At 36.5% G+C, this 19,238-nt stretch carries 19 protein-coding genes; 1 reads left to right on the top strand and 18 read right to left on the bottom strand.

Features of this window, described 5'->3' with window-relative positions; translation table 11 throughout:
• Positions 1-34: 34 nt before the first annotated feature.
• From KOE27_RS26035 to KOE27_RS25970, 14 genes are all read right to left on the bottom strand, one after another.
• Positions 35-835 carry a TIGR02391 family protein gene (locus tag KOE27_RS26035; protein ID WP_002978276.1) on the bottom strand — a complete coding sequence of 267 codons (801 nt, stop codon included), beginning with the start codon at positions 833-835 and terminating at the stop codon, positions 35-37.
• 10 nt (positions 836-845) lie between these two features.
• Complete coding sequence (locus tag KOE27_RS26030; RefSeq protein ID WP_003002444.1) at positions 846-1,118, bottom strand: molybdenum ABC transporter permease; 273 nt, start codon at positions 1,116-1,118, stop codon at positions 846-848.
• A gap of 101 nt (positions 1,119-1,219) precedes the next feature.
• Entirely contained in the window at positions 1,220-1,669 is a 450-nt protein-coding gene (locus KOE27_RS26025; RefSeq protein ID WP_074964051.1) for a DUF3872 domain-containing protein, read from the bottom strand.
• 12 nt (positions 1,670-1,681) lie between these two features.
• The gene (locus tag KOE27_RS26020) at positions 1,682-2,242 is read right to left on the bottom strand and encodes a conjugal transfer protein TraO (protein WP_045756196.1); all 561 of its coding nucleotides are present in this window, start codon (positions 2,240-2,242) and stop codon (positions 1,682-1,684) included.
• 20 nt (positions 2,243-2,262) lie between these two features.
• The gene (gene traN / locus KOE27_RS26015) at positions 2,263-3,156 is read right to left on the bottom strand and encodes a conjugative transposon protein TraN (protein ID WP_045756195.1); all 894 of its coding nucleotides are present in this window, start codon (positions 3,154-3,156) and stop codon (positions 2,263-2,265) included.
• 24 nt (positions 3,157-3,180) lie between these two features.
• Positions 3,181-4,530, bottom strand: coding sequence for a conjugative transposon protein TraM (gene traM / locus KOE27_RS26010; protein ID WP_215241809.1), 1,350 nt, complete (start codon positions 4,528-4,530; stop codon positions 3,181-3,183).
• Positions 4,517-4,804, bottom strand: coding sequence for a hypothetical protein (locus tag KOE27_RS26005; protein ID WP_002978260.1), 288 nt, complete (start codon positions 4,802-4,804; stop codon positions 4,517-4,519). The genes traM and KOE27_RS26005 overlap by 14 nt, the downstream gene beginning before the upstream one ends.
• A gap of 23 nt (positions 4,805-4,827) precedes the next feature.
• Positions 4,828-5,256, bottom strand: coding sequence for a hypothetical protein (locus KOE27_RS26000; protein WP_135834310.1), 429 nt, complete (start codon positions 5,254-5,256; stop codon positions 4,828-4,830).
• Between the two features lie 11 nt (positions 5,257-5,267).
• Positions 5,268-5,891 (bottom strand): conjugative transposon protein TraK, encoded by a 624-nt coding sequence (gene traK / locus KOE27_RS25995; RefSeq protein WP_002978256.1) that lies wholly within the window; start codon positions 5,889-5,891, stop codon positions 5,268-5,270.
• A 19-nt stretch (positions 5,892-5,910) separates the two neighbouring features.
• Positions 5,911-6,906 (bottom strand): conjugative transposon protein TraJ, encoded by a 996-nt coding sequence (gene traJ / locus KOE27_RS25990; RefSeq protein ID WP_002978255.1) that lies wholly within the window; start codon positions 6,904-6,906, stop codon positions 5,911-5,913.
• 2 nt (positions 6,907-6,908) lie between these two features.
• A complete protein-coding gene (locus KOE27_RS25985; protein ID WP_002978253.1) occupies positions 6,909-7,541 on the bottom strand; it encodes a DUF4141 domain-containing protein in 633 nt (210 codons plus the stop codon).
• Positions 7,542-7,570: 29 nt separating this feature from the next.
• Entirely contained in the window at positions 7,571-10,075 is a 2,505-nt protein-coding gene (locus tag KOE27_RS25980; RefSeq protein WP_215241808.1) for a TraG family conjugative transposon ATPase, read from the bottom strand.
• A complete protein-coding gene (locus KOE27_RS25975; RefSeq protein WP_215241807.1) occupies positions 10,072-10,404 on the bottom strand; it encodes a DUF4133 domain-containing protein in 333 nt (110 codons plus the stop codon). The genes KOE27_RS25980 and KOE27_RS25975 overlap by 4 nt, the downstream gene beginning before the upstream one ends.
• Positions 10,405-10,414: 10 nt before the next feature.
• Positions 10,415-10,720 carry a DUF4134 domain-containing protein gene (locus KOE27_RS25970; protein WP_050378370.1) on the bottom strand — a complete coding sequence of 102 codons (306 nt, stop codon included), beginning with the start codon at positions 10,718-10,720 and terminating at the stop codon, positions 10,415-10,417.
• 287 nt (positions 10,721-11,007) lie between these two features.
• Here KOE27_RS25970 and KOE27_RS25965 point away from each other — a divergent pair, with 287 nt between their 5' ends.
• The gene (locus tag KOE27_RS25965; RefSeq protein ID WP_215241806.1) at positions 11,008-14,166 is read left to right on the top strand and encodes an SIR2 family protein; all 3,159 of its coding nucleotides are present in this window, start codon (positions 11,008-11,010) and stop codon (positions 14,164-14,166) included.
• A 244-nt stretch (positions 14,167-14,410) separates the two neighbouring features.
• Here the strand turns inward: KOE27_RS25965 and qatD are convergent, their stop codons facing one another.
• The 4 genes from qatD to KOE27_RS25945 are packed head-to-tail and all read right to left on the bottom strand — an operon-like array spanning position 14,411 to position 19,195.
• Positions 14,411-15,139, bottom strand: a complete 729-nt coding sequence (gene qatD, locus KOE27_RS25960; RefSeq protein WP_215241805.1) for a Qat anti-phage system TatD family nuclease QatD — start codon at positions 15,137-15,139, stop codon at positions 14,411-14,413.
• Positions 15,140-16,462 carry a Qat anti-phage system QueC-like protein QatC gene (gene qatC, locus KOE27_RS25955; RefSeq protein WP_215241804.1) on the bottom strand — a complete coding sequence of 441 codons (1,323 nt, stop codon included), beginning with the start codon at positions 16,460-16,462 and terminating at the stop codon, positions 15,140-15,142.
• Positions 16,449-17,315, bottom strand: a complete 867-nt coding sequence (locus tag KOE27_RS25950) for a hypothetical protein (protein WP_215241803.1) — start codon at positions 17,313-17,315, stop codon at positions 16,449-16,451. Before KOE27_RS25950 ends, qatC begins: the two co-directional genes overlap by 14 nt.
• Positions 17,315-19,195: a KAP family P-loop NTPase fold protein gene (locus KOE27_RS25945; RefSeq protein ID WP_215241802.1), complete on the bottom strand. Its 1,881-nt coding sequence runs from the start codon at positions 19,193-19,195 to the stop codon at positions 17,315-17,317. The genes KOE27_RS25950 and KOE27_RS25945 overlap by 1 nt, the downstream gene beginning before the upstream one ends.
• Positions 19,196-19,238 lie beyond the last annotated feature (43 nt).

Raw genomic sequence — 19,238 nt, 5'->3', positions numbered from 1 at the left:
AAAATCGGATAACTTTTGGGTTATCCGATTTGCGCTATTTAAGTCCTGTTTTGTAAGTGTTATCAAGTTTGTTATGAATAATTGTAGCTACAACCAATACTTCAGTCATTTCTGAAAGTTGAGTGTCTTCTAATATTTTCGGGTTATGCGCTTTTGGATTTCGGTACATAGAAAAAAATCCTTTACAGAAGTTGCCGAAACCCTTATGCTCACTTTCTTCGCTTGGATTATTCAGCATATTAAAAGCAAGCATAGGTCTTTTGTCTTTTCCTAAAGCAAAACAATCATCAACCAGATCTGCTCCATCTGAAGTATAGCCACTTTTCTGCCTAAGTCTTTCCGCAACACTTTTTGTGATTTCTAGTATAGAGTGAAAATAATTTTCTTTCAGCCATTCGGCTTCGCAGTATGGTAAAATTTCTGAATGAACTCCGATACCGTGTACTTTTTCTTTGATTTTAAGTGACCTGCTTTTAGCTTCTGAAATGGTTTTAGCCTTTTCAACTAGTCGGGGTTGTCCGGTTTTATCAATTTCTATCCCTTCGTAAACTAATTTTTCATTGATAGTTGTTCTGTCTCTTTCAAATTCGTCTTCGGAATTATATCTTTTAGGATTTAATAACCTAACTACAAATGCCAATACATTATTTCCACAATTGTCTTGTATTTGCTTTTCTTTTAATGCATAAAAAAGTCTGTCGGTTTTGTTTGTACCAATTTGCGATTGAGAAATATTAGCACCAGCTAAATGTTCTGTGATTTTTGTATGCGTTAATAGATTTGATATAATGTCAGATATATTTCGCAAGGTTATGTCATCAAAGGATTTTGTCATTTAAAAATGATTAATTCTGTTTCTGGATTTCCATGTTTTGGATTTCCCTATCTTTTTTCTCACGAGAATAAACCCAAAGTGATAAAAGTCCAAATATAATCAATCCATAAGCTATCCATTTACCAACCTTTTCAATAAATTTAATGAAAACCGAACTTTCATAAGATGAAAAACCTTCGGCTCCCATCGGACCACGCCTGTAAAACTTTCGTCGGTTAAGCCAATAGCGAAGTCCTAAACCTGCAATCAAAAATATTATTCCTATAACCAATGATGCGACCATAACAAAACACTTAAAATCTACTTTTTAAATTTACAAAAAAAACAGTTTTAATATCCCTTAAAAAGAGAAATCCTGCTTTTTGTGGCAGGATTTCATTGTTTTTAATCAGCACTATTAAACTGAAAACTTATCTGTTTTTCATTTCCAAAGCTGTCCGAAATCCAAACATCAAAGGATTGCGAAACGGCAGATGTTGAAGTATAGTACAACCGAAATTGCTCTGTGGGTAATGGGTATAAATCGTTCGGTAAATATGGTTGCTCATCGTAATACCGCAATGTGCCTTGTCCGTCAAATTGGAAATAGCGAAGAAAATACTGTGTGTTGCTGTAATTGCCTGTTCGCTGTATGGCAATGCGTATTTCTACCGTTTGTCCATTGGCTACATCTTTTGGAACTGGCATCACGTTTACCTCGAAAGGAAAATCGTTCTGTATTTCGAGTTCATCATCTTTACTACAAGATACTAAAGTTACCGAAGCTGTTAGGATTGCCAGCATTACATATATCGGCACTAATCCTATTCTGAATTTATTAAATATTGCTATCATTGTTTTAAGTTTTTAAAAATTAAACCTTAATCCCACACCTGCGGATGGTCGGAATTGCTCTAAGTCCGTACCCCAAAATACTTTTGTGCGTCCTTGCAGGATTAAAACAAAACGGTCTGATAGATATGTTTCAAGAGTGAGCCGTCCACCAGCTCCGTAGATGAAGTTATCCTCGCTCAAAATCTTTGCTCCGTCATACAACATCGCTTCGCCACGATTGATGCTTTCATAACCGACCACACCTGTTATTCCGAAGTTCAGTGTGATGTTTTTACGGGCATCACCCAACAGAAAGAAACTGTAACCGCCTTCGGCAGTATAAGTTTCCTGCGGTATGCGGAGGTCTTTATAATTGTGGTATTGGTGCGTGTATTCCAATGCCCAAAGCTGGTAGTTCCCGTTTTTACCGTTCACGGTCATTCCGATATTGAGGTAATAATCATTACCGATTTTATCATCGGACAGTATTCCTGTGCTTATTTCCAATCCTTTCTGTTTTGGGAGCATTCTTTGTGCCTGTGTAACCGTCATGGCCATCAAAATGAACATCACGGTATAGATATACTTTTTCATATTATTGCATTAAAATGTTATTAAAATTTTAGGTGCATATCGTTTATCAAACGAGCTTTTATCAAATCCGAATTTTCTACCTGCAAAGTTTGATGTCTGCCACCGTTCTTCTCGAAAATCTCAATCAACAGTACCTTGTCATCGGCAATGGTAAATTGGTCTAACAGGAATACGTTTTGTTCGGTTAGTTTTCCGCCAATCTCGTCCAAAGGCTTGTAAGTTCTGAGGGGTATCATAGGGCGTTCTTGTACCACAGTACGTTTGGCTACCTTTTTATCTACTACTTTGAAATTGATAAAATCAATCTGGAAAGGCACATTGGTTTTATTTCTCAATTCCGTATGGAAATAGTATTTGCCGTTGTGAATGTAAATTCCTTTCAAAATAAACTGTATGCCGAAACTTTTTGCCCCAATGTGCTTTACAATACGCTTATCATTTTTGTAAATCGTTTCCAAAAGCAATCCTGCCAACGAAGGCGAATTATTGCCCAACTCTTCAAAAAGCACATCGTTACCGTTAGCTTTATCAACTGCCTTTTGCATTGTGAGTAGGTCGTAACTCATTGCCTCTGGGTAAGAACTGTAATAGACATTGAAACTGTAAAAACGTCCGTCATTGGTAATGACCGAAAAATTGGTTTCAGGTTCGAAATCCCTTACCGTTGCTTTTACACGCAACACGTTTTCCGCATCTTCTGCTTTTCCTGCAATTAGATATTCGCTTCCCAAATCCACATAACGGATAGCGGTCGGAAAAATCAAGTGCGAAGTTTTATCGTAGGTAACTTCCATTTTATACGGTTCTATCTTGCCTAATGCAAGCGGAGTTCTGATGCTGTCTTGTGCAAAAGATTGTACGGCAAAGCCGAGTATCAGGGCAATTGCCCAAAAGGTTTTTAAATGATTTTTCATTATTAAAATTATTTGAGTTCAACATTATTTTTTAGATACCAAGAAGACTTGATATCCTGCTTTCAGCGTAACTTTTGGGGTTCTTACCTTTTTGGCGAAGTAGCCCGAAATTCCCTGTACCACGCCACGACTAAGGTCTGCTGCAACCTGCTGTCCAGCATTTTGCGTGAGCATTACGCTTGTTCCGCCTGTCTGGCTCATATTGCCTGCCATTTCAGTAAGGGCATTCATTTCGGGCGAATAAGGAACGTACAAGCCTTGCTGTCCGTCCAAATCGTAAATGGTTATATCTACCGGGATGATATTGCCCTCCAGTTCTATCGAGGTAACTTTTAGTTGTAAACGCCCTCCCTGAAATTTCGCATTAGCCGTTAAAATCGTTCCTTTTGGAATGGTACGGCTCGGTGTTTTTGCAGGCTCTAATAATCGTAAACGCACACCTGTTTCGCCAACTACTGTTTGGGCATCGTGTACACAGGCTTTGATACTGTTTTTGGGTTGTGCCATTTGTTCCAAAGAACCAGCGGTATAAAACCCACGGTTCTTTGTTTCGCTCCAATCCGCTAAAAAAGCACTGTCCGATGGTTCACGGTAAAGGGCTGATACTGTATTTTTTCTTGCTGATGTGAACGATACAAAATGCTCTTTTTGGTTAGTAGCCATAGCACTAACAGCATCCGGAACAGCACCATTAGCAGGTGTTGAATTTTCGGTATTCGCATTTTTTGGCAGATACTTTGCTGCCATTTCATAGGATTTCTCCATTAGCTTCAATTGGTCATCAACTGTGGCCACAGGTGGCACATCCTTTTCTGATAATTTTTCTTTCAATTCATCCACCTGCTTACGCAGTTCCATTGTTTCAGCGTTATCATCTTGATAAAAGGAACTCAATGCGCTTTGGCTATTTCGATAGCTGTTCAAAGCAGGGTTACTGCTTCTTGCCGAATTTCTCCCACTACCGCCAAAGCTGTTGTTTTCCTCTTCTTCATTAAACGGTTCGTCGGTTGGCTCTTCTTTGTCTTCTGTATTCCAGTAGTCTGAAAGTGTAGCCAATGCATTGCGTTTTTCCTGCTCTTTGCGTTCGAGCATTTCCTGTTCATACGCCTTGCCTTTGTCTGCAGGCATTCCAGTTCCAGTAGCCTCTGGTACCGCATCGTTCAGCCCTACATTTTCAATTGTCTTTTTGTCTTCGGATGGTTTAAATATGAGGTACATACAACCCACGAAAACAATCGCCATTAAGCCGAAAATTAAGGGCTTTTTGAGCTTCTCCTTATTATTCTGTGTGCCGTCTTGCAACGCATCAGCAGTTGCTGTCGAGTTCCCCTCCGTTACCCGAACAACCGATTTTTTGTTCTCATTTTCTTTCATAAATTTGATTTTTTAAAATTGTTGATACACTATCCTGCAATCTTGCAGGACTTCCATTTTTTTTGAGGACAGGATTTTCGATATGCTCTATGATCATATCGTTTCCAGACTTTGAGGTATCGTACCAGACTTTGAAAATTACACCTGCGGTAAGCAGTAGATATCCCACAAAAAAGTACAGGGTATATTGGTGCTGCTTGCGCACTGGCAATGCCTGCCAACGTTCGTCGAGCTTATCAAAATACCTATCCATATTTGCTCTTAGTTTTTTCATACTCTTAATTTTTTATGATGATGTTAGAGCTTGAACCGCTTGGAGATTTTACCCACATTTTGCTTTTGTTCATCATTAACCAAAGCAATAACCTCAACTGCATTGGGTAGGACTATTAAAGAGAGGTTTGTCAGTTCCGATTTTTTTAGCAATTGCCCAAATTGGTCTTTTCTTGCCACCTCCATTCTGTTGAGTGAGAATTTGCCGTTCAGATAATTTACCCACATACTGCATTCTACACTTGGCTTGTCTTCTCCCGACCATTGTAGGTAGCCTGTCAACAACAAGTCTTGTTTAGGCAAAGTATCTGCACCTTTTTGGCAGCTTTCAAGGTAATCGCTGATACTTTCTTTCAGCTTTCCGGCATACGCACCCTGCGTATGAAAATAGCCGTTATATCCTTTTTCTGTAAGGATTTTTGCGAACGTGTTTAAATCTGATAATGTTTCCATAAGATTGTTTTTTAGCGTTCGATGACTTCTATATCCCTGTTTTCCACGACTGCAAATTTTTCGATATTGAAGCCTTGTGGGTTGTTGTCAGAGCGAACGGAGTTGACTAGGTAGCAGGAAGTAATTAAGTTACGTCTGGTTACATTGCTTGACCGAATGATGAATTGTTTTGCATAGGTTCGTACCGCATAAGGATGGGTATCGAAATTGCAGACCACACTATCTACTTCGATGCGTTGCTGTACGTTTCCTGATATAATACGACTGTAATAGCCTTTTTCTGACAAGTCTTTATAGTAGTCGAAGGCACTTTTGTCGGCAAGATTGAATGCCCTGCTCATATTGCTTTCTATAGCGTTTTTGTCGGGAGCAAGTGTAAAAAACAGCTCGTGAAAACGTCTGACGTGTTCCCTTGCTTCCACAGGTCGGTTGATACTTGCATCTTGCGATAAGGCAAGCATCAAAGATTTGCCGTTATCCAATACATAGATTTTTTGGCGTTGTTCTTCTGCAAAGCGGTAGGACTGCCATACGGCATATCCTACCACGCCAATACAGAGAACCGCAAACACAATGGCATATAGTCTTATCTGCCTAAAGCTGTTTTCGATATTTCTTAGCGTTTTAAATTCCATTTTTTTGAATGATTTATTGTTATTTATTCATCAGTTTACCGCCGATGTTTCCTACTGTAGATCCTGCACCAGCACCCGCAAGGTTTCCTGCCTTCATCGCTGTTTGATTTACATTACGAGTAAAGTTTCCTGCACCTCCGGCTTGGATTACCCAACCTGTTACTGTTGGAATTGTGAAGTAGCCAACGATACCGATAATCATAAAGATGATGTACACCGTATTGCTCGTATCGGGTATGTAGGTCGGGTCGGCAAGCATTGCTATATCCCTTTCCAGTATGAGGGATTGTATTCTTGCCAGCATCGAGCTGAACAAATCGGAAACAGGAAGCCAGAGATATACGCTGACATATCTCGTGATCCACTGTGTGAGCGTGGACTGAAATCCGTCCCAAACGGAAATAGCAAAAGCTATTGGCCCCAGTATCGAAAGGACTATCAGGAAAAATGTTCGTATGGTATCAATAACTAAAGCCGCCGCCTGAAAGAGTATTTCCAATAAATTGCGAAACCAATCCTTTATTGCTTTCTCTATCTTGTAGGCTTGCCTGTCCATATACATTCCTGCCATTGTACCAACGTCCGATGGCGACCAGCCCAATTCATCCAGCTTTTTATCAAACTCTTCGTCTGATGCCATATAGGCGGTTTCGGGATTTCGTACCATTGCTTCGTATTCCAATTGGTCTTTCTGTTGCTGGAGTTGGTTGAGGTCAAGCACCTGGTCTTCGAGTATGGCGTGAGTTCCTGTAACTACCGGGCTTAATACTGCATTAATGGTTCCCAACACGATGGTTGGAAAGAACATTATACAAAGACCCAGAGCGAATGGACGCAGTAACGGAAACACATCGATAGGCTCGGCTCGGCTTAAAGCCTGCCAAACCTTTAATGCTACATAGAACAACGCACCCAATCCCGCCAATCCTTTAGCCACAGCCGCCATATCACCTGCAAGCGGCATCATATCGTCGTAAAGTGAACGAAGGAGTTCGTGAAGATTATCCCATTCCATTTTTACCAGTATTTTTGGTTAGAAGTTCCGTAGAGTTCAAGAACTCTCTGTGCGTCGTTTTTCTTTTTCGCTCTTAGGTAGCTTACAGAAATGTTCTTATTAGTGTAGTAGCGTACAAGGCTGTGGTAATCCTTTACCTCTTTGTACACACGATCAATAATATCCATACGCTCTTTGTCGTTTAGCGAAAGGCTTGAAGAGGTTATAATTTGCTTCAATTCTTTCAGCAGTTCGGTACTTTCATTGAGCAGTGCCGAATAACCATTGCCGATTGCAACCAATTCCTGTGGTGTGAAATTGGGATCGTTCATCATTTTTCCAAAGTTCTGAACATATATTTCGGACACATCGCCTACCAACAATACGGTTTGCTGTACTTTACGGGCATCTTTCACAAGGTTGTTGATAGCTTTTAGCTTGTCGTAATATTCCTTGCCCTGATCGTACACTTTTTTCACTTCGTTGAAGTTCTTTACGACATTGCTCACGGTGGAAGAAGTCTGTATGATTTCGTTCGCACTGTTGATAATTCCTGATGCCAGATTTGCAGGGTCAGTTACTACAAATTGAGCTTTCGCTGACGGTGCTACGGCGAGCATTAGTGCCGTACACACCAGATACAATACTTTTTTCATTGTTTCTGAATTTTTAAATTGTTAATTGACTATTGATTTACTTTGTCCCGCCTTTGCATTGCGATATGCTTAATGGCGAGTTCTACATTGCCGTCCAGTTCAGCAGCAAGCTGCATCACTTCCATTTTTTCGGTTTCTTCGGTGGTGTAAGCAAGGTATTCCTCCAAACTAACTTCGGTGGCATAGACTGCCGAGTGCGTACCACCTAAGCCTATCCAAACCTCTTTGTAAAGTCGGCTTGCATCGTTGTTCATATTGATAGAAAGTACCTGCCCTTTTTCCTTATCTGTAAGCCCCAACATCGCCTGTATATCATCAAACTTGTTCATATACTTTCGTTGGTCTAAAAGGATTTTACAGTCAGAGTTATTGATGATACTTTCTTTGACGATAGGCGATTGGATAATATCATCGACCTCTTGCGTTACGACAATCGCTTCTCCGAAGAATTTGCGGACGGTCTTAAAGAGATACTTGATGTATTCTGCCATTCCTTCTTTGGCAATCGCTTTCCAAGCCTCTTCAATTAAGATGAGTTTGCGAATACCTTTCAGCCTACGCATCTTGTTAATGAAGACTTCCATAATGATAATGGTAACTATGGGAAAGAGGATTTTATGGTCTTTTATCGCATCAATTTCAAAGACAATAAAGCGTTTGGAAAGCAGGTCTAACTGCTTATCGGAATTGAGCAAATAATCATACTCACCGCCCTTGTAGTAGGGTTCGAGTACGTTAAGGAAATTGGCAATGTCAAAGTCTTTTTCCCTTACCTGTTTTTCTTCGAGTACCTTGCGGTAATCGCCTTTTACATACTCATAGAAGCCATTGAATGATGGATAAATATCTTCCTGTTTGATGCGCTCGATATAGCCTGATACAGCATTCGATAATGCTACTTCTTCTGAACGGGTTGGTGGTTCATCATCACGTTTCCAGAGTGTCAGTATCAAAGTCTTGATACTTTCACGCTTCTCAATATCGAATACGCCATCATCGGTATAGAAAGGATTAAAGGCAATTGGGTTGTCTTCTGTATAAGTAAAGTAAACACCGTCTTCGCCTTTGGTTTTACCTTTAATGAGTTCGCACAAACCTTGATAAGAATTTCCGGTGTCCACAAGCAAAACGTGAGCGCCTTGCTCGTAATACTGCCTAACCATATGGTTTGTGAAGAACGATTTACCACTTCCCGATGGACCGAGTATAAACTTGTTCCGGTTTGTGATTATGCCACGCTTCATAGGCAAATCCGATATATCCAAATGGATAGGCTTTCCGGTCAGGCGGTCAGCCATTTTGATACCGAATGGCGAAGGCGAATTGTGGTAATTGGTTTCTTCCGTGAAGAAGCATAATGCAGGTTCGATAAAGGTGTAAAAACTTTCCTCTGCGGGAAAATCACCTGCATTACCCGGTATTCCTGCCCAGTACAATGTTGCTACATCGGTAGTGTTGTGTCTGGGTTTACATTCCATCAATGCTAAAGCACTACCACAATCATTTTTTAGCTGTTTCAGTTCTGCCGCATCATCCGACCACGCCATAATGTTGAAGTGCGCACGAACAGAAGATAGCCCAAAACTGTGGGCTTCGTTCAGGTACTTTTCTATCCACTCTTTGTTAATCTGATTGGCACGGCTATACCTTGCCAAAGAGTGCATATTCCTTGCGGACTTCTCAAACTTTTGTAGATTGGCTTCGCTGTTATCCAAAAACAAATATTGGTTGTAAATGTGGTTGCAGTTTAACAACAAGCCCACAGGTGCGGCGAATGACAAACGGCAATCACTTCGGTCGGTAGATAGCTTTTCAAAACGGGTATCAGCCGATACCGTTCCGGGTAAATCGTCAGTATCGGACAAGGTGTGCAGGCTCAACCTTTTGTTCCCGATACGGACTTCTTCCGTTCCGAGAGCGATGTCCTGCATCGGTGTTCCAGCTTCCCTTGATAGCGTAAGGTACTGTTCCAATAATCCCTGTTTTTCGTCCGTTCCGATAATGTCATCTTCGGTAAGACGTTTCAGGGTTATGAAACCGCTATCGTTTACGATACGTTCAAACTGTGCCACCGCTTCCATAAAGCGGTGTATCGTTTCCTTGTTCCTGATTTCCTTTGGTATCAGCGAACCTTTGCAAAGCGATGAAAAATTACTTTGCATACGCATACGCTCTTTAGTTGTCTTGGTTAAAAAGAGGTAGCAGTAATGGTTTAGGAACGGTCGCTCATTAAAATGACGTTGGTAAGACTTCGATAAAAAGCTCTGGTCTTCGATTGCCAAATTGGGCGTATAGCTTTCCTTAATATACCAATCCTGTTTGTGAATAACTGTAAAATCAGGCAAGGTCTTGATAGCCTTGTGCCAAGCGGAATGAATGGCTTCATATTCCGCAGAAGCGACCGTAAACAGTTCCGGCAAACGCAATTCAAAACAGGCGGTAATGTCTGCATCTTTGGAAAGAATACAGTTGTTTTCTACTGCCAACAACGGAAATTTGTTTTCCAGCGTTGTAGTTTTTGCAACGTTTCTCATAGGACATTCGATTTAGGAGTGAATTTTAAATAGCGGTGTATGGGCTTGCGGCAGATGATGTAGCGGGGATGCCTTTTATTAGCGGCTATTTTCATTAATCCGTGTTCACCATATTTCCTGTTCAGCGAAAAGGTCTGCCACACAATCAGCGAAGCACCGCCTGCTCCGAGAAACAGGCAGATGTAAGAGTTTACGCCTGCCATATACAGTATCATCACGAAGATGAGCGTACCGAGTAGTCCGCCAGCGAAGATGAAAAGGTATTGCGCTTTCAAACCTTTAAATTCCACCGTTCTCCCGATGCCTTTGTTTATGTTGTAATTGTTCATAAGCAAAGGATTAAAGGAAGAATGAACGGAGGATGGTAGCCGCTACGATTAAGAAGATACACGCACCGAACCAGCTTGCCGCAGTCTTCGATGTGTCGGGGTCGCCTGAGCTGAATTTATTGTACACCTTAACACCTCCGATTAACCCGACGACCGCACCGATGGCGTAAATTAATTGGGTTGCTGGGTCGAAATAAGAGGTTACCATTTGGGTAGCCTCGTTGATACCTGCTGTACCGTTTCCCTGTGCGAAAGCACCAATTCCTGACAGCATAGCCACGGCTGCCAGCAATACTTTTTTTCTTTGTTTTTTCATAATTGAAACACATTATTTTGTTATCCTTAACCCGCACCTTGCGAGCTTTCGGGACAAAGGTGTTTCAGAAATCAAGACGTTATAAAAAAGTGGCAGTCAGAGGAATTGTTTGGCGGTGGGTGGCCGTTCAAATACTGAAATATGTTATATTAGCTGTTTTATGTTTTCAACTAATTCACTCACTTATCTCACCCTGCATTGATATGCGCTTTGAATTAACTGAAAATCAATTTCACTATTATTTTAACCATCTTATCGACTCTCAAAAAGACTTGGACTGACAAATTATGACAGAAAATATACAACTTGAATACGACGCTTTTTTAAGGTCATTTAAAAGAAATATAGATGTACCTCATTCTTTTTTACTAGGTGCAGGAGCTTCAATTAGTTCTGGAATACAATCTGCTTACGATTGTATTTGGGAATGGAAAAAAGATATTTATCTATCAAAAAATATAAATTCTGCGGAGTTTTACAAAAATCACAAAAATGAATCTGTTAGGAAAAGTATCCAAAATTGGTTAGATAATCAAGGACAATATCCTAAGCTTGATTCTACTGAAGAATATTCTTTTTACGCAGAAAAAGCATATCCCATTCCTGACGATAGGCGAAAATATTTTTTCAGTCTAATTGAAACTAAGGAACCATATATAGGATATCGATTGCTTTGTCTTTTAGCAGAACATAATATTGCAAAATCTGTTTGGACCACAAATTTTGACGGATTGATTGTGCGTTGTGCCCATCAGAACAAATTGACACCAATAGAAATTACATTAGACAATTCAGATAGAATATATAGAAATCAAAGCAGTAAAGAATTATTAACTATTGCTTTGCACGGAGATTACAAATTTTCCACATTAAAAAACACTGAAAAAGAACTAGATAATCAGGATGAAACTTTTAAAGATCAATTTTCCACTTATCACACAGATAAAAATTTAATTATTATCGGATATAGTGGTAGAGATAAATCGCTAATGGATGCTATTTTAAAGGCTTTTTCAAAGAAAGGTTCTGGTAGATTATACTGGTGTGGATTTGGTGACCAAATTAATCAGGAAGTTTCCGATTTGATTGCACAAATTAGAGAATCTGGAAGAGAAGCCTATTACATATCAACGGACGGGTTTGACAAAACCTTAATACACTTAACTAAATCTGCATTTGAAGGAAATTCTGCTGTAGAAAAACAAATTCAAGAAGCTTTGGAAACTTCAAATGATGATGAATATTCCAAAACAGAGTTTAGCCTAAATTTTACAAAGGCCGATAAATACATTAAGAGCAACTTACACCCAGTTACTTTTCCAAAAGAAATCTTTCAATTTGTGATTGATTATAACAATGAAAGACCTTGGACATTTTTAAAAGAACTCACTAAAAACACAAATATTTGTGCTGTTCCTTTTAAAGGAAAAGTATTTGCAATCGGTACATTAACTGATATTGATAAGACTTTCAAAAATCATCTTAAATCAGAAATAAAAAGAGAGCATATTTCAAAGTTTGATGTTGAGAACGTTTCTGTATTTAGATCTTTAATGCTAAAAGCAATACTTAAATATTTTGCTAGTAAATACGAAATAGATACAAATTTTAAAGATAAAATATGGCTTAAAAATAGTGATAGTAAATACGGAAATATTAACATCCACAAAGCCTTAATGCTTTCATTTTATTTTGATAAGAACAGGCAGTTTGCATATTTAGCATTTGTACCAACAGTTTATTTAACATCTATAGATGAGATTTCAAAACAACAAAAACAATTACTAAGTAAGGGAAAACTTGAAAAACTTTTCAATGATAAGTATGATGAACTACTTGGTTTTTGGAATGGAATATTATTCCCAAATCAAAAATTAAAATTTGAATTTCCAGAAAACTCAGGAACAGGGTTTGAGTTCCAAATATCTTCAAATACGGCATATGGAGAAATTAATGTTTTAGATCCTAATTTCAGAACGTATAACCCGAATAATTATAACAGAAATCAAACACAGTTTAAAGGTGTTCAATTTTTAGAACCTCAACTCATATTTAGAAATATAGCTACCGATATTGAGTTTAAGGATTATCATCCAATGAGAGGGCTTGTAAATAACAGACCTTTTGATGTAAATCTTAATGGAGTTATTTATACTAATGAAGTTAATCTCTCGGTTATTTGTGGTAAATTATACGCAGAAAAGCTATTTGATTTTCTTTCCAAAATTCAGATCAAACATTCAACCGAAAATATTAATCCTGATTATTTAATTGATTATCCCGGTTTCGCATCAGCATTCAATTTACCGATCAATATACCTACCTATGAGAGTAACGAGAAATGGATGGATGTTGATTTTAGGGCAAATAATGAATTACAGAATCATGAAAATGCTCTAAAATTAGCTAGATTGATAACATCTAAAATTGAACAGATTGCTAACACACAAAGTCAAAGTACTGTTGTAGTATTTATTCCTGAAGAATGGCAACCTTTTGAAAGTTATATTTATGAAGGCGAGAGTTTTGATTTACACGATTATATCAAAGCATTTTCAGCTTCAAAAGGGATTGCAACACAATTGATAAGAGAAGATACATTAGAAGATAAATTAAAATGTCAGATTTATTGGTGGCTCTCTCTATCTTTTTATGTGAAATCTCTAAGAACCCCTTGGATTTTAAATAGTCAGGAAAAGAATACTGCTTACGCTGGAATTGGATATAGCATATCACGCATTCAAAATAAATCTGAAGTAGTGATCGGTTGTAGTCATATTTATGATTCAAACGGCCAAGGATTGAAGTACAGACTTTCAAAAATTGACAACTACTTTTTAGATAACCGCAACAATCCTTATCTTTCTTTCAAAGATGCGTTTCAGTTCGGCGTATCAATTAGAGAACTATTCTATCAATCACTTGATAAATTACCAGAACGAGTGGTTATTCATAAAAGAACTCGGTTTACAGAAGATGAAATCAACGGTATAAAAGCTAGCCTTAACAAAGCTGGAATAAAGAAAATCGACCTGATAGAAATTAACTATGAAGTAGATGCACGATTTGTGGCAATGAGTGTTTATCAAAACAACTTACAGGTTGATAGATTCCCAATATCAAGAGGAACTTGTATTGTTACAAATAAACATACTGCTCTTTTATGGACACACGGAATCGTTCCCTCTGTTAGACAGACTAATTATAAATTTTATCTAGGTGGGAGAAGTATTCCTGCCCCAATTAAAATTGTGAAACATTATGGGGAGTCAAATATAAATACCATAGCAACAGAAATTTTAGGGTTAACAAAAATGAACTGGAACTCACTTGATTTGTATTCTAAATTACCCTCAACAATTGACTCTTCAAATCAAATTGCCCGGATAGGAAAATTGCTTTCAAGATTTGAAGGTAAGACTTATGATTATAGGCTTTTTATATAATAAATTTCATTCGATCAGTAATGATTAAGGGGAGTTTGTATAAGTTTCCCTTAATCATTTTTTTTGTAAAATGGAAGAACTGGCTTTTGCTTTGAAGCTGTAACCTTGGCTATTACAAAGGACAGGATTATGAAAGACCAAATCTGATTTTGAAAGTTACAAAAACAAGCGATGAAAGGTCTTTATAAAGAAAAATATCTACAATGTTTTTTTTAGCTGTTTACCAACAACCTAGGGTCAAATTTTATTTCAAATTACTTATTAATCTTCTGAAATTCATATTTATAATCTTCTGAACTTCATAAATAGGGATATCCCAAATTTTTGATAAATACTCAAATACTTCTTCAACTTCGCCAGGTAATAAAGGCTCATTTCCTTTGTTAATAAAAGGTCCATCCGTTTCTGTTAATACATTTTCCTTTGGTATTTTAGATATTATTTTTTGACCAGATATTGACTTTATCATCGCAGGATTAATGGAGAAATAATAACCTTCATCTGAGATATTTTTAATTAAGTTAAGTCCTCCTGAATACCAATGAAAAATTGCATTTTGAATTTTATAGTGTATTAATAATTCAAAAACTTCCTTTTCTGCCTTTCTCGAATGTAAACTAAGTATTTTCTTTTTATCAGAAACCAACTTTAAAATTCGATTAAATGAAGCTAGCTGAATATCTTTTGTTTCAATACCTTCTTTTGAAAAGTCTAATCCAATTTCACCAATATATGAAGTTTTAGACAGGTATGATTCAAATTTTGAAAACTCGTTTTTATGTAGGGTAGCATATAAGGGATGCATTCCTAAAGCCATCCTTACATATTTTTTTGATTGGAAAAAAGGTAGCCCCATCTCAAAATGACTGGGTAAATTTGTCATCGAAAAAACGGTAATACCTTTGTTTTCGCATATATCTAAAATAACTTTAGGATTTTTATATAAATCTATGTGACAATGAGTATCTAACATTTATAACCCAGCTTTTGTTTTTATGACTGAATTACCATTTTTGTCAATCCATTTGGATAATTCAATCCTTGTTCGCCATACTACATCAACATATTTATTCAATTTATTGATATTCTTTATACCATTAACTATTAATTCTGTTTTAATATCATCTTTGGTTATATTTTTTTTAATAAAATCTAGGCAAATTCCTACATCTTGAGTTTTCTTCAGTTTAAAAGGTATTAAAGAATCTATATGGCTACCATAAGTTGTTTTGTCAATTTGATTTAACAATGATGCTTGGCGATAAATACAAGGCATGCACACGCCACAATGAGTTGCAGAACGCTTTGTCCAAGTTTTTCTATGACCTCTCTTTCCACATGAGTTTGAAGATCCAATTATTTGTTTTAAAAATTGTAAGTCTTTGCAATTTTCAACCATTTCACCTTTTGTCATAAATTCATATGGGTTAGAAATGTTACTAACAATATTTAGTTTGCTTAGAACCAAGTTAGTTTTATCTAACACAAATGAATGGGTTGTTCTCGTACTACAAGAAGTTCGTCTTGAAGCACTCAATGGATAATTCAGCGATACCGAACCATTTTCAGGTACAATAATTTCACTAACTTCCTTGCCTTGGGAAACTAAAAGTGCAATACCAATGAATAAAATCGAACGGCTTCTAAAGGTTGTCTCTCGTTTTGCAGTTGTTTGAGATAAAGTTACTTTTATAGAAGGTGTATGTTCAAAAAGCCCCGTGTATTTAACTTTTAATTTATCCAACAAAATATTTTGGTCACTTAAAGGACCTTTCATTTGGGGATCATAGTGAGATGCTAGAAGAATTTTGTCTTTAGGATGAGTGCTTAAAAAATCAACTGCTCCAATCAAAGAATCTAAGCCTCCTGAAAATAGGTTTAATTGCTTATACTTTTCCTTAAAATCAATCGATAATTCAACTTCCGGATTTGTAAAATCAGATTTATAAAAACTAATGCTCCAATAATCCCCAGTCAGAAAAGAAAAAAGTTCTTCCAAATCATTTTTGACATTATTCCAAACCTTTAGTTCTGAAACAGGGAATGATATATTTAGCTCTCTTGACCACCCATCAACTGAATGTTGTTTTCGGTTTACAAATCGATCAATCCCATAAACCGAACATGTTATAAAGAAGAAATCTCTAATTTCCGAATTCACAGAAGTTGCAAATGGCAATAATGTTTTATAATCAACACTTACTGTAGAATAATCACCTTTATCTTCTTTAAGTTTTATATTTAGAATTCCACTTTTTAAATCATACTTAGGAATTTCTACTTTAATTTTTTTCATTGCAGATGATTTTAATTATGGAATCAAATATTTTCTCGATTTCTTTTCTTCCTTCAGCTTTATTCCAATCAATTTTTGATACAGCTCTTTGTGTATTTAAAACTTTTACACGACCTAATATGTCATCTTTTATTATTTTAAAAGTTTCTTTGCTGACTTCTTCTCCTTTTTGCTGTTGTATTTTTTCTTCAAAACGTTGTGATAAATGTTCGAAAATGTAAAGCCCCCAAAATTTACACAATGTATCCGCTAGTCCTTGACCATCAACCAATTCTTTTATTAAATCTTGATATTTCTTTACATCGTTATCCGATTGAGCTGCAATTTCTTTCATGATTTCACAAGAAGCTTTATTAGCAGCAGTTTCATCCATTCCTTGGTTGGAATCTGAACAATAAATTAATAAATAATCAATGACATCGTTAAACGATTTTCCTTGAAGTGAACCAAAACCAATATCAGTTAAAGTCTTATCAAGACCATTACTTGCTACACTTGTAAAAAATCCAGCAAGTTTACCCGCAGACTTTAATCCTGCTTTACCAATAGAGGATGATTTACCAGATGCAATAGCTTTACGACCACCACCTGTTTTTACTAGATTTCTAAACATTGATTTGATATGTTCAGTTCTTCTATCCAATATTTTTTTATACTGTTTAGAGTTATCACTGACTACAGGTTTTTTGCCATCATCATTTTCTTTTTTATCCTCTACATTCTCTTTAGCTTCTTCATCATCAAGCTTTTTTTCCTGTTCCAAGGTTTTAGCTAATTGAGTAATTGAATTTGATAAATCTCCCCAATTGGGTTCATTGGTTACTCCTGGATTAATTCTTTGTGTAGTTCCCATTAGTTATCACCATTTATTGCATTAAAAATTTGACTATCCTTTTTAAATACTTTATATAGTTTTTTCACCTCAACATTCTTAGATTCAATTAATTTAAAATTTTGAGCTAAACTGAATGGAATTTTTTTATTATCCACTTTATTGATAACCCTTGTATACGCATCAATCACATCTGGACATTTTTGCGACATTAGTTCAATAAAAGCCTCATGTATTTCAGTTTTTTCAGGAGTTTTAGTGAGTTCTTTTTCAAGTAACGAAATCAATGTTTCATAATCTCCTTCACTTAATTTATCCTTAACTTCATTAGCTACAGTTCTTGTTAAGGCTGTTCCAGCAACAGGTTCAATTAACTTTTTTACTAATGATCTGATATGTGGGGATACCAAGGAACTACCACTAATTGATGTTGTTAACTGGTCTCTAGTAATCCAATAATAATCTCTTAAATCTATATCTGTTAATTTTGGCTCTGCATTTAACCATTTTATCGTTTTATCTGTACCCCAGTCGGCAGAATATTTTTCTTTGATAATTTCAATACTATTTTTACTCGCAAGTGATTCTAATTCTTTAAGTTCTTTAGATTCTCCTTTTTGAGATGATTGCCATTCATAAATTTGTCTGAATAAACTTTGTGATGAGTATTCAAGCACCATCAACTTAGCTAAAATATCCATTTTGAAATCAGCTATTTTTGCAACCCTCACCAATCTATCTCTTAATGAGTAAGTGTTTAAAAACCTTTTTATTTGTCTTGGATTACCTTTTAATCCTTCCGTTATAATAGGAGCTAAAGAAGCAATGATTGATACACTATTTGTTAGCTTACTTTTCTCTTCAGGTTTAAGAATTGAGTCAATATCTCCCAATCCAAATACGTCATATCTATTATTTTCTCTTGCTGTACAAAAAGCTTCTAAGACTTTATTGAAATCGCTACCAAGCTCTTTTTGACAGAACAATAATGACAAATAAGTTTCGACCTCATTATCAGTCAATTTAGGGAGATAATAAGGGACTTGTATTAATTTTTCTAAATAGTCGCTAACAATTCTTTCATTTCGGCTTTCTACGTCTGAAGAGTTTTCAATACCATCTGTTTTGTAACGTAACTCTATTGCATGCCTTACAATTCTTGGGTCGGCACCAATAACGAAAGCAGTCTTATCAACATTTAAAAATAGTTTAATAGCTTCTAGGTTTTCAATTAACCTATCAGGAGTGCAACGATCCAAATCATCAATAATTACAACAAGCTTTTCAATCTTAGATTTGTCAAGCATTTTTTTGAAATCATCTCTGAATTCACGTACCATCGTAATTTCATCTGCTTCATCTTTCTTGATTATACTACTCAAAAAACTTTCTGCTTCATCCCCCTTTAGTTTATTGGCTAACTCCGTAGGATCTATTTGAGAAAACTCATTTAATAGATAAGGTATTAATGAAACTCCTCCTGTGAGATATGCTGAAGCAGCAGGAATCGCAATTTTTTTGAAGCCCAAACCCATTAAACGCATCCATTTAACAGACTTAAAAAGCTTTACTGTTTCATTCTTAACTTTTGGACCTAATTTTTTATGTTTTGCAAATTTTTCAATGATTGATTCTAATAATGCAGCTTTAGCATCATCATAACCTTCAAAAACCCAACCGTTAAAATACAAAACAAGAGTACCGTCTTTAAACCCATCTTTATCATCTCCAATCAGCTCTTTTTCTACTATTTTAAGTATGCTTGATTTCCCACTTCCCCAATCACCAAAAACACCGATTGTAACAGGTAGTACATCATTATCATTAATCACATCTACAATTAAATCTGCATGAACTTTAAAACCGAGTAAATCATCAGAGGTTTCATTATCTGCCCACATATATAAGGATATTAGTTGTTAAAAAAATAATTTCAATCGCTTT

Origin of the sequence: Dyadobacter sp. CECT 9275, from assembly GCF_907164905.1 — a bacterium.
Taxonomy (GTDB): Bacteria; Bacteroidota; Bacteroidia; order Cytophagales; family Spirosomataceae; genus Dyadobacter; species Dyadobacter helix.
The sequence above is the reverse complement of the archived record's forward strand: the minus strand, read 5'-3'. Positions and strand labels throughout refer to the sequence as shown.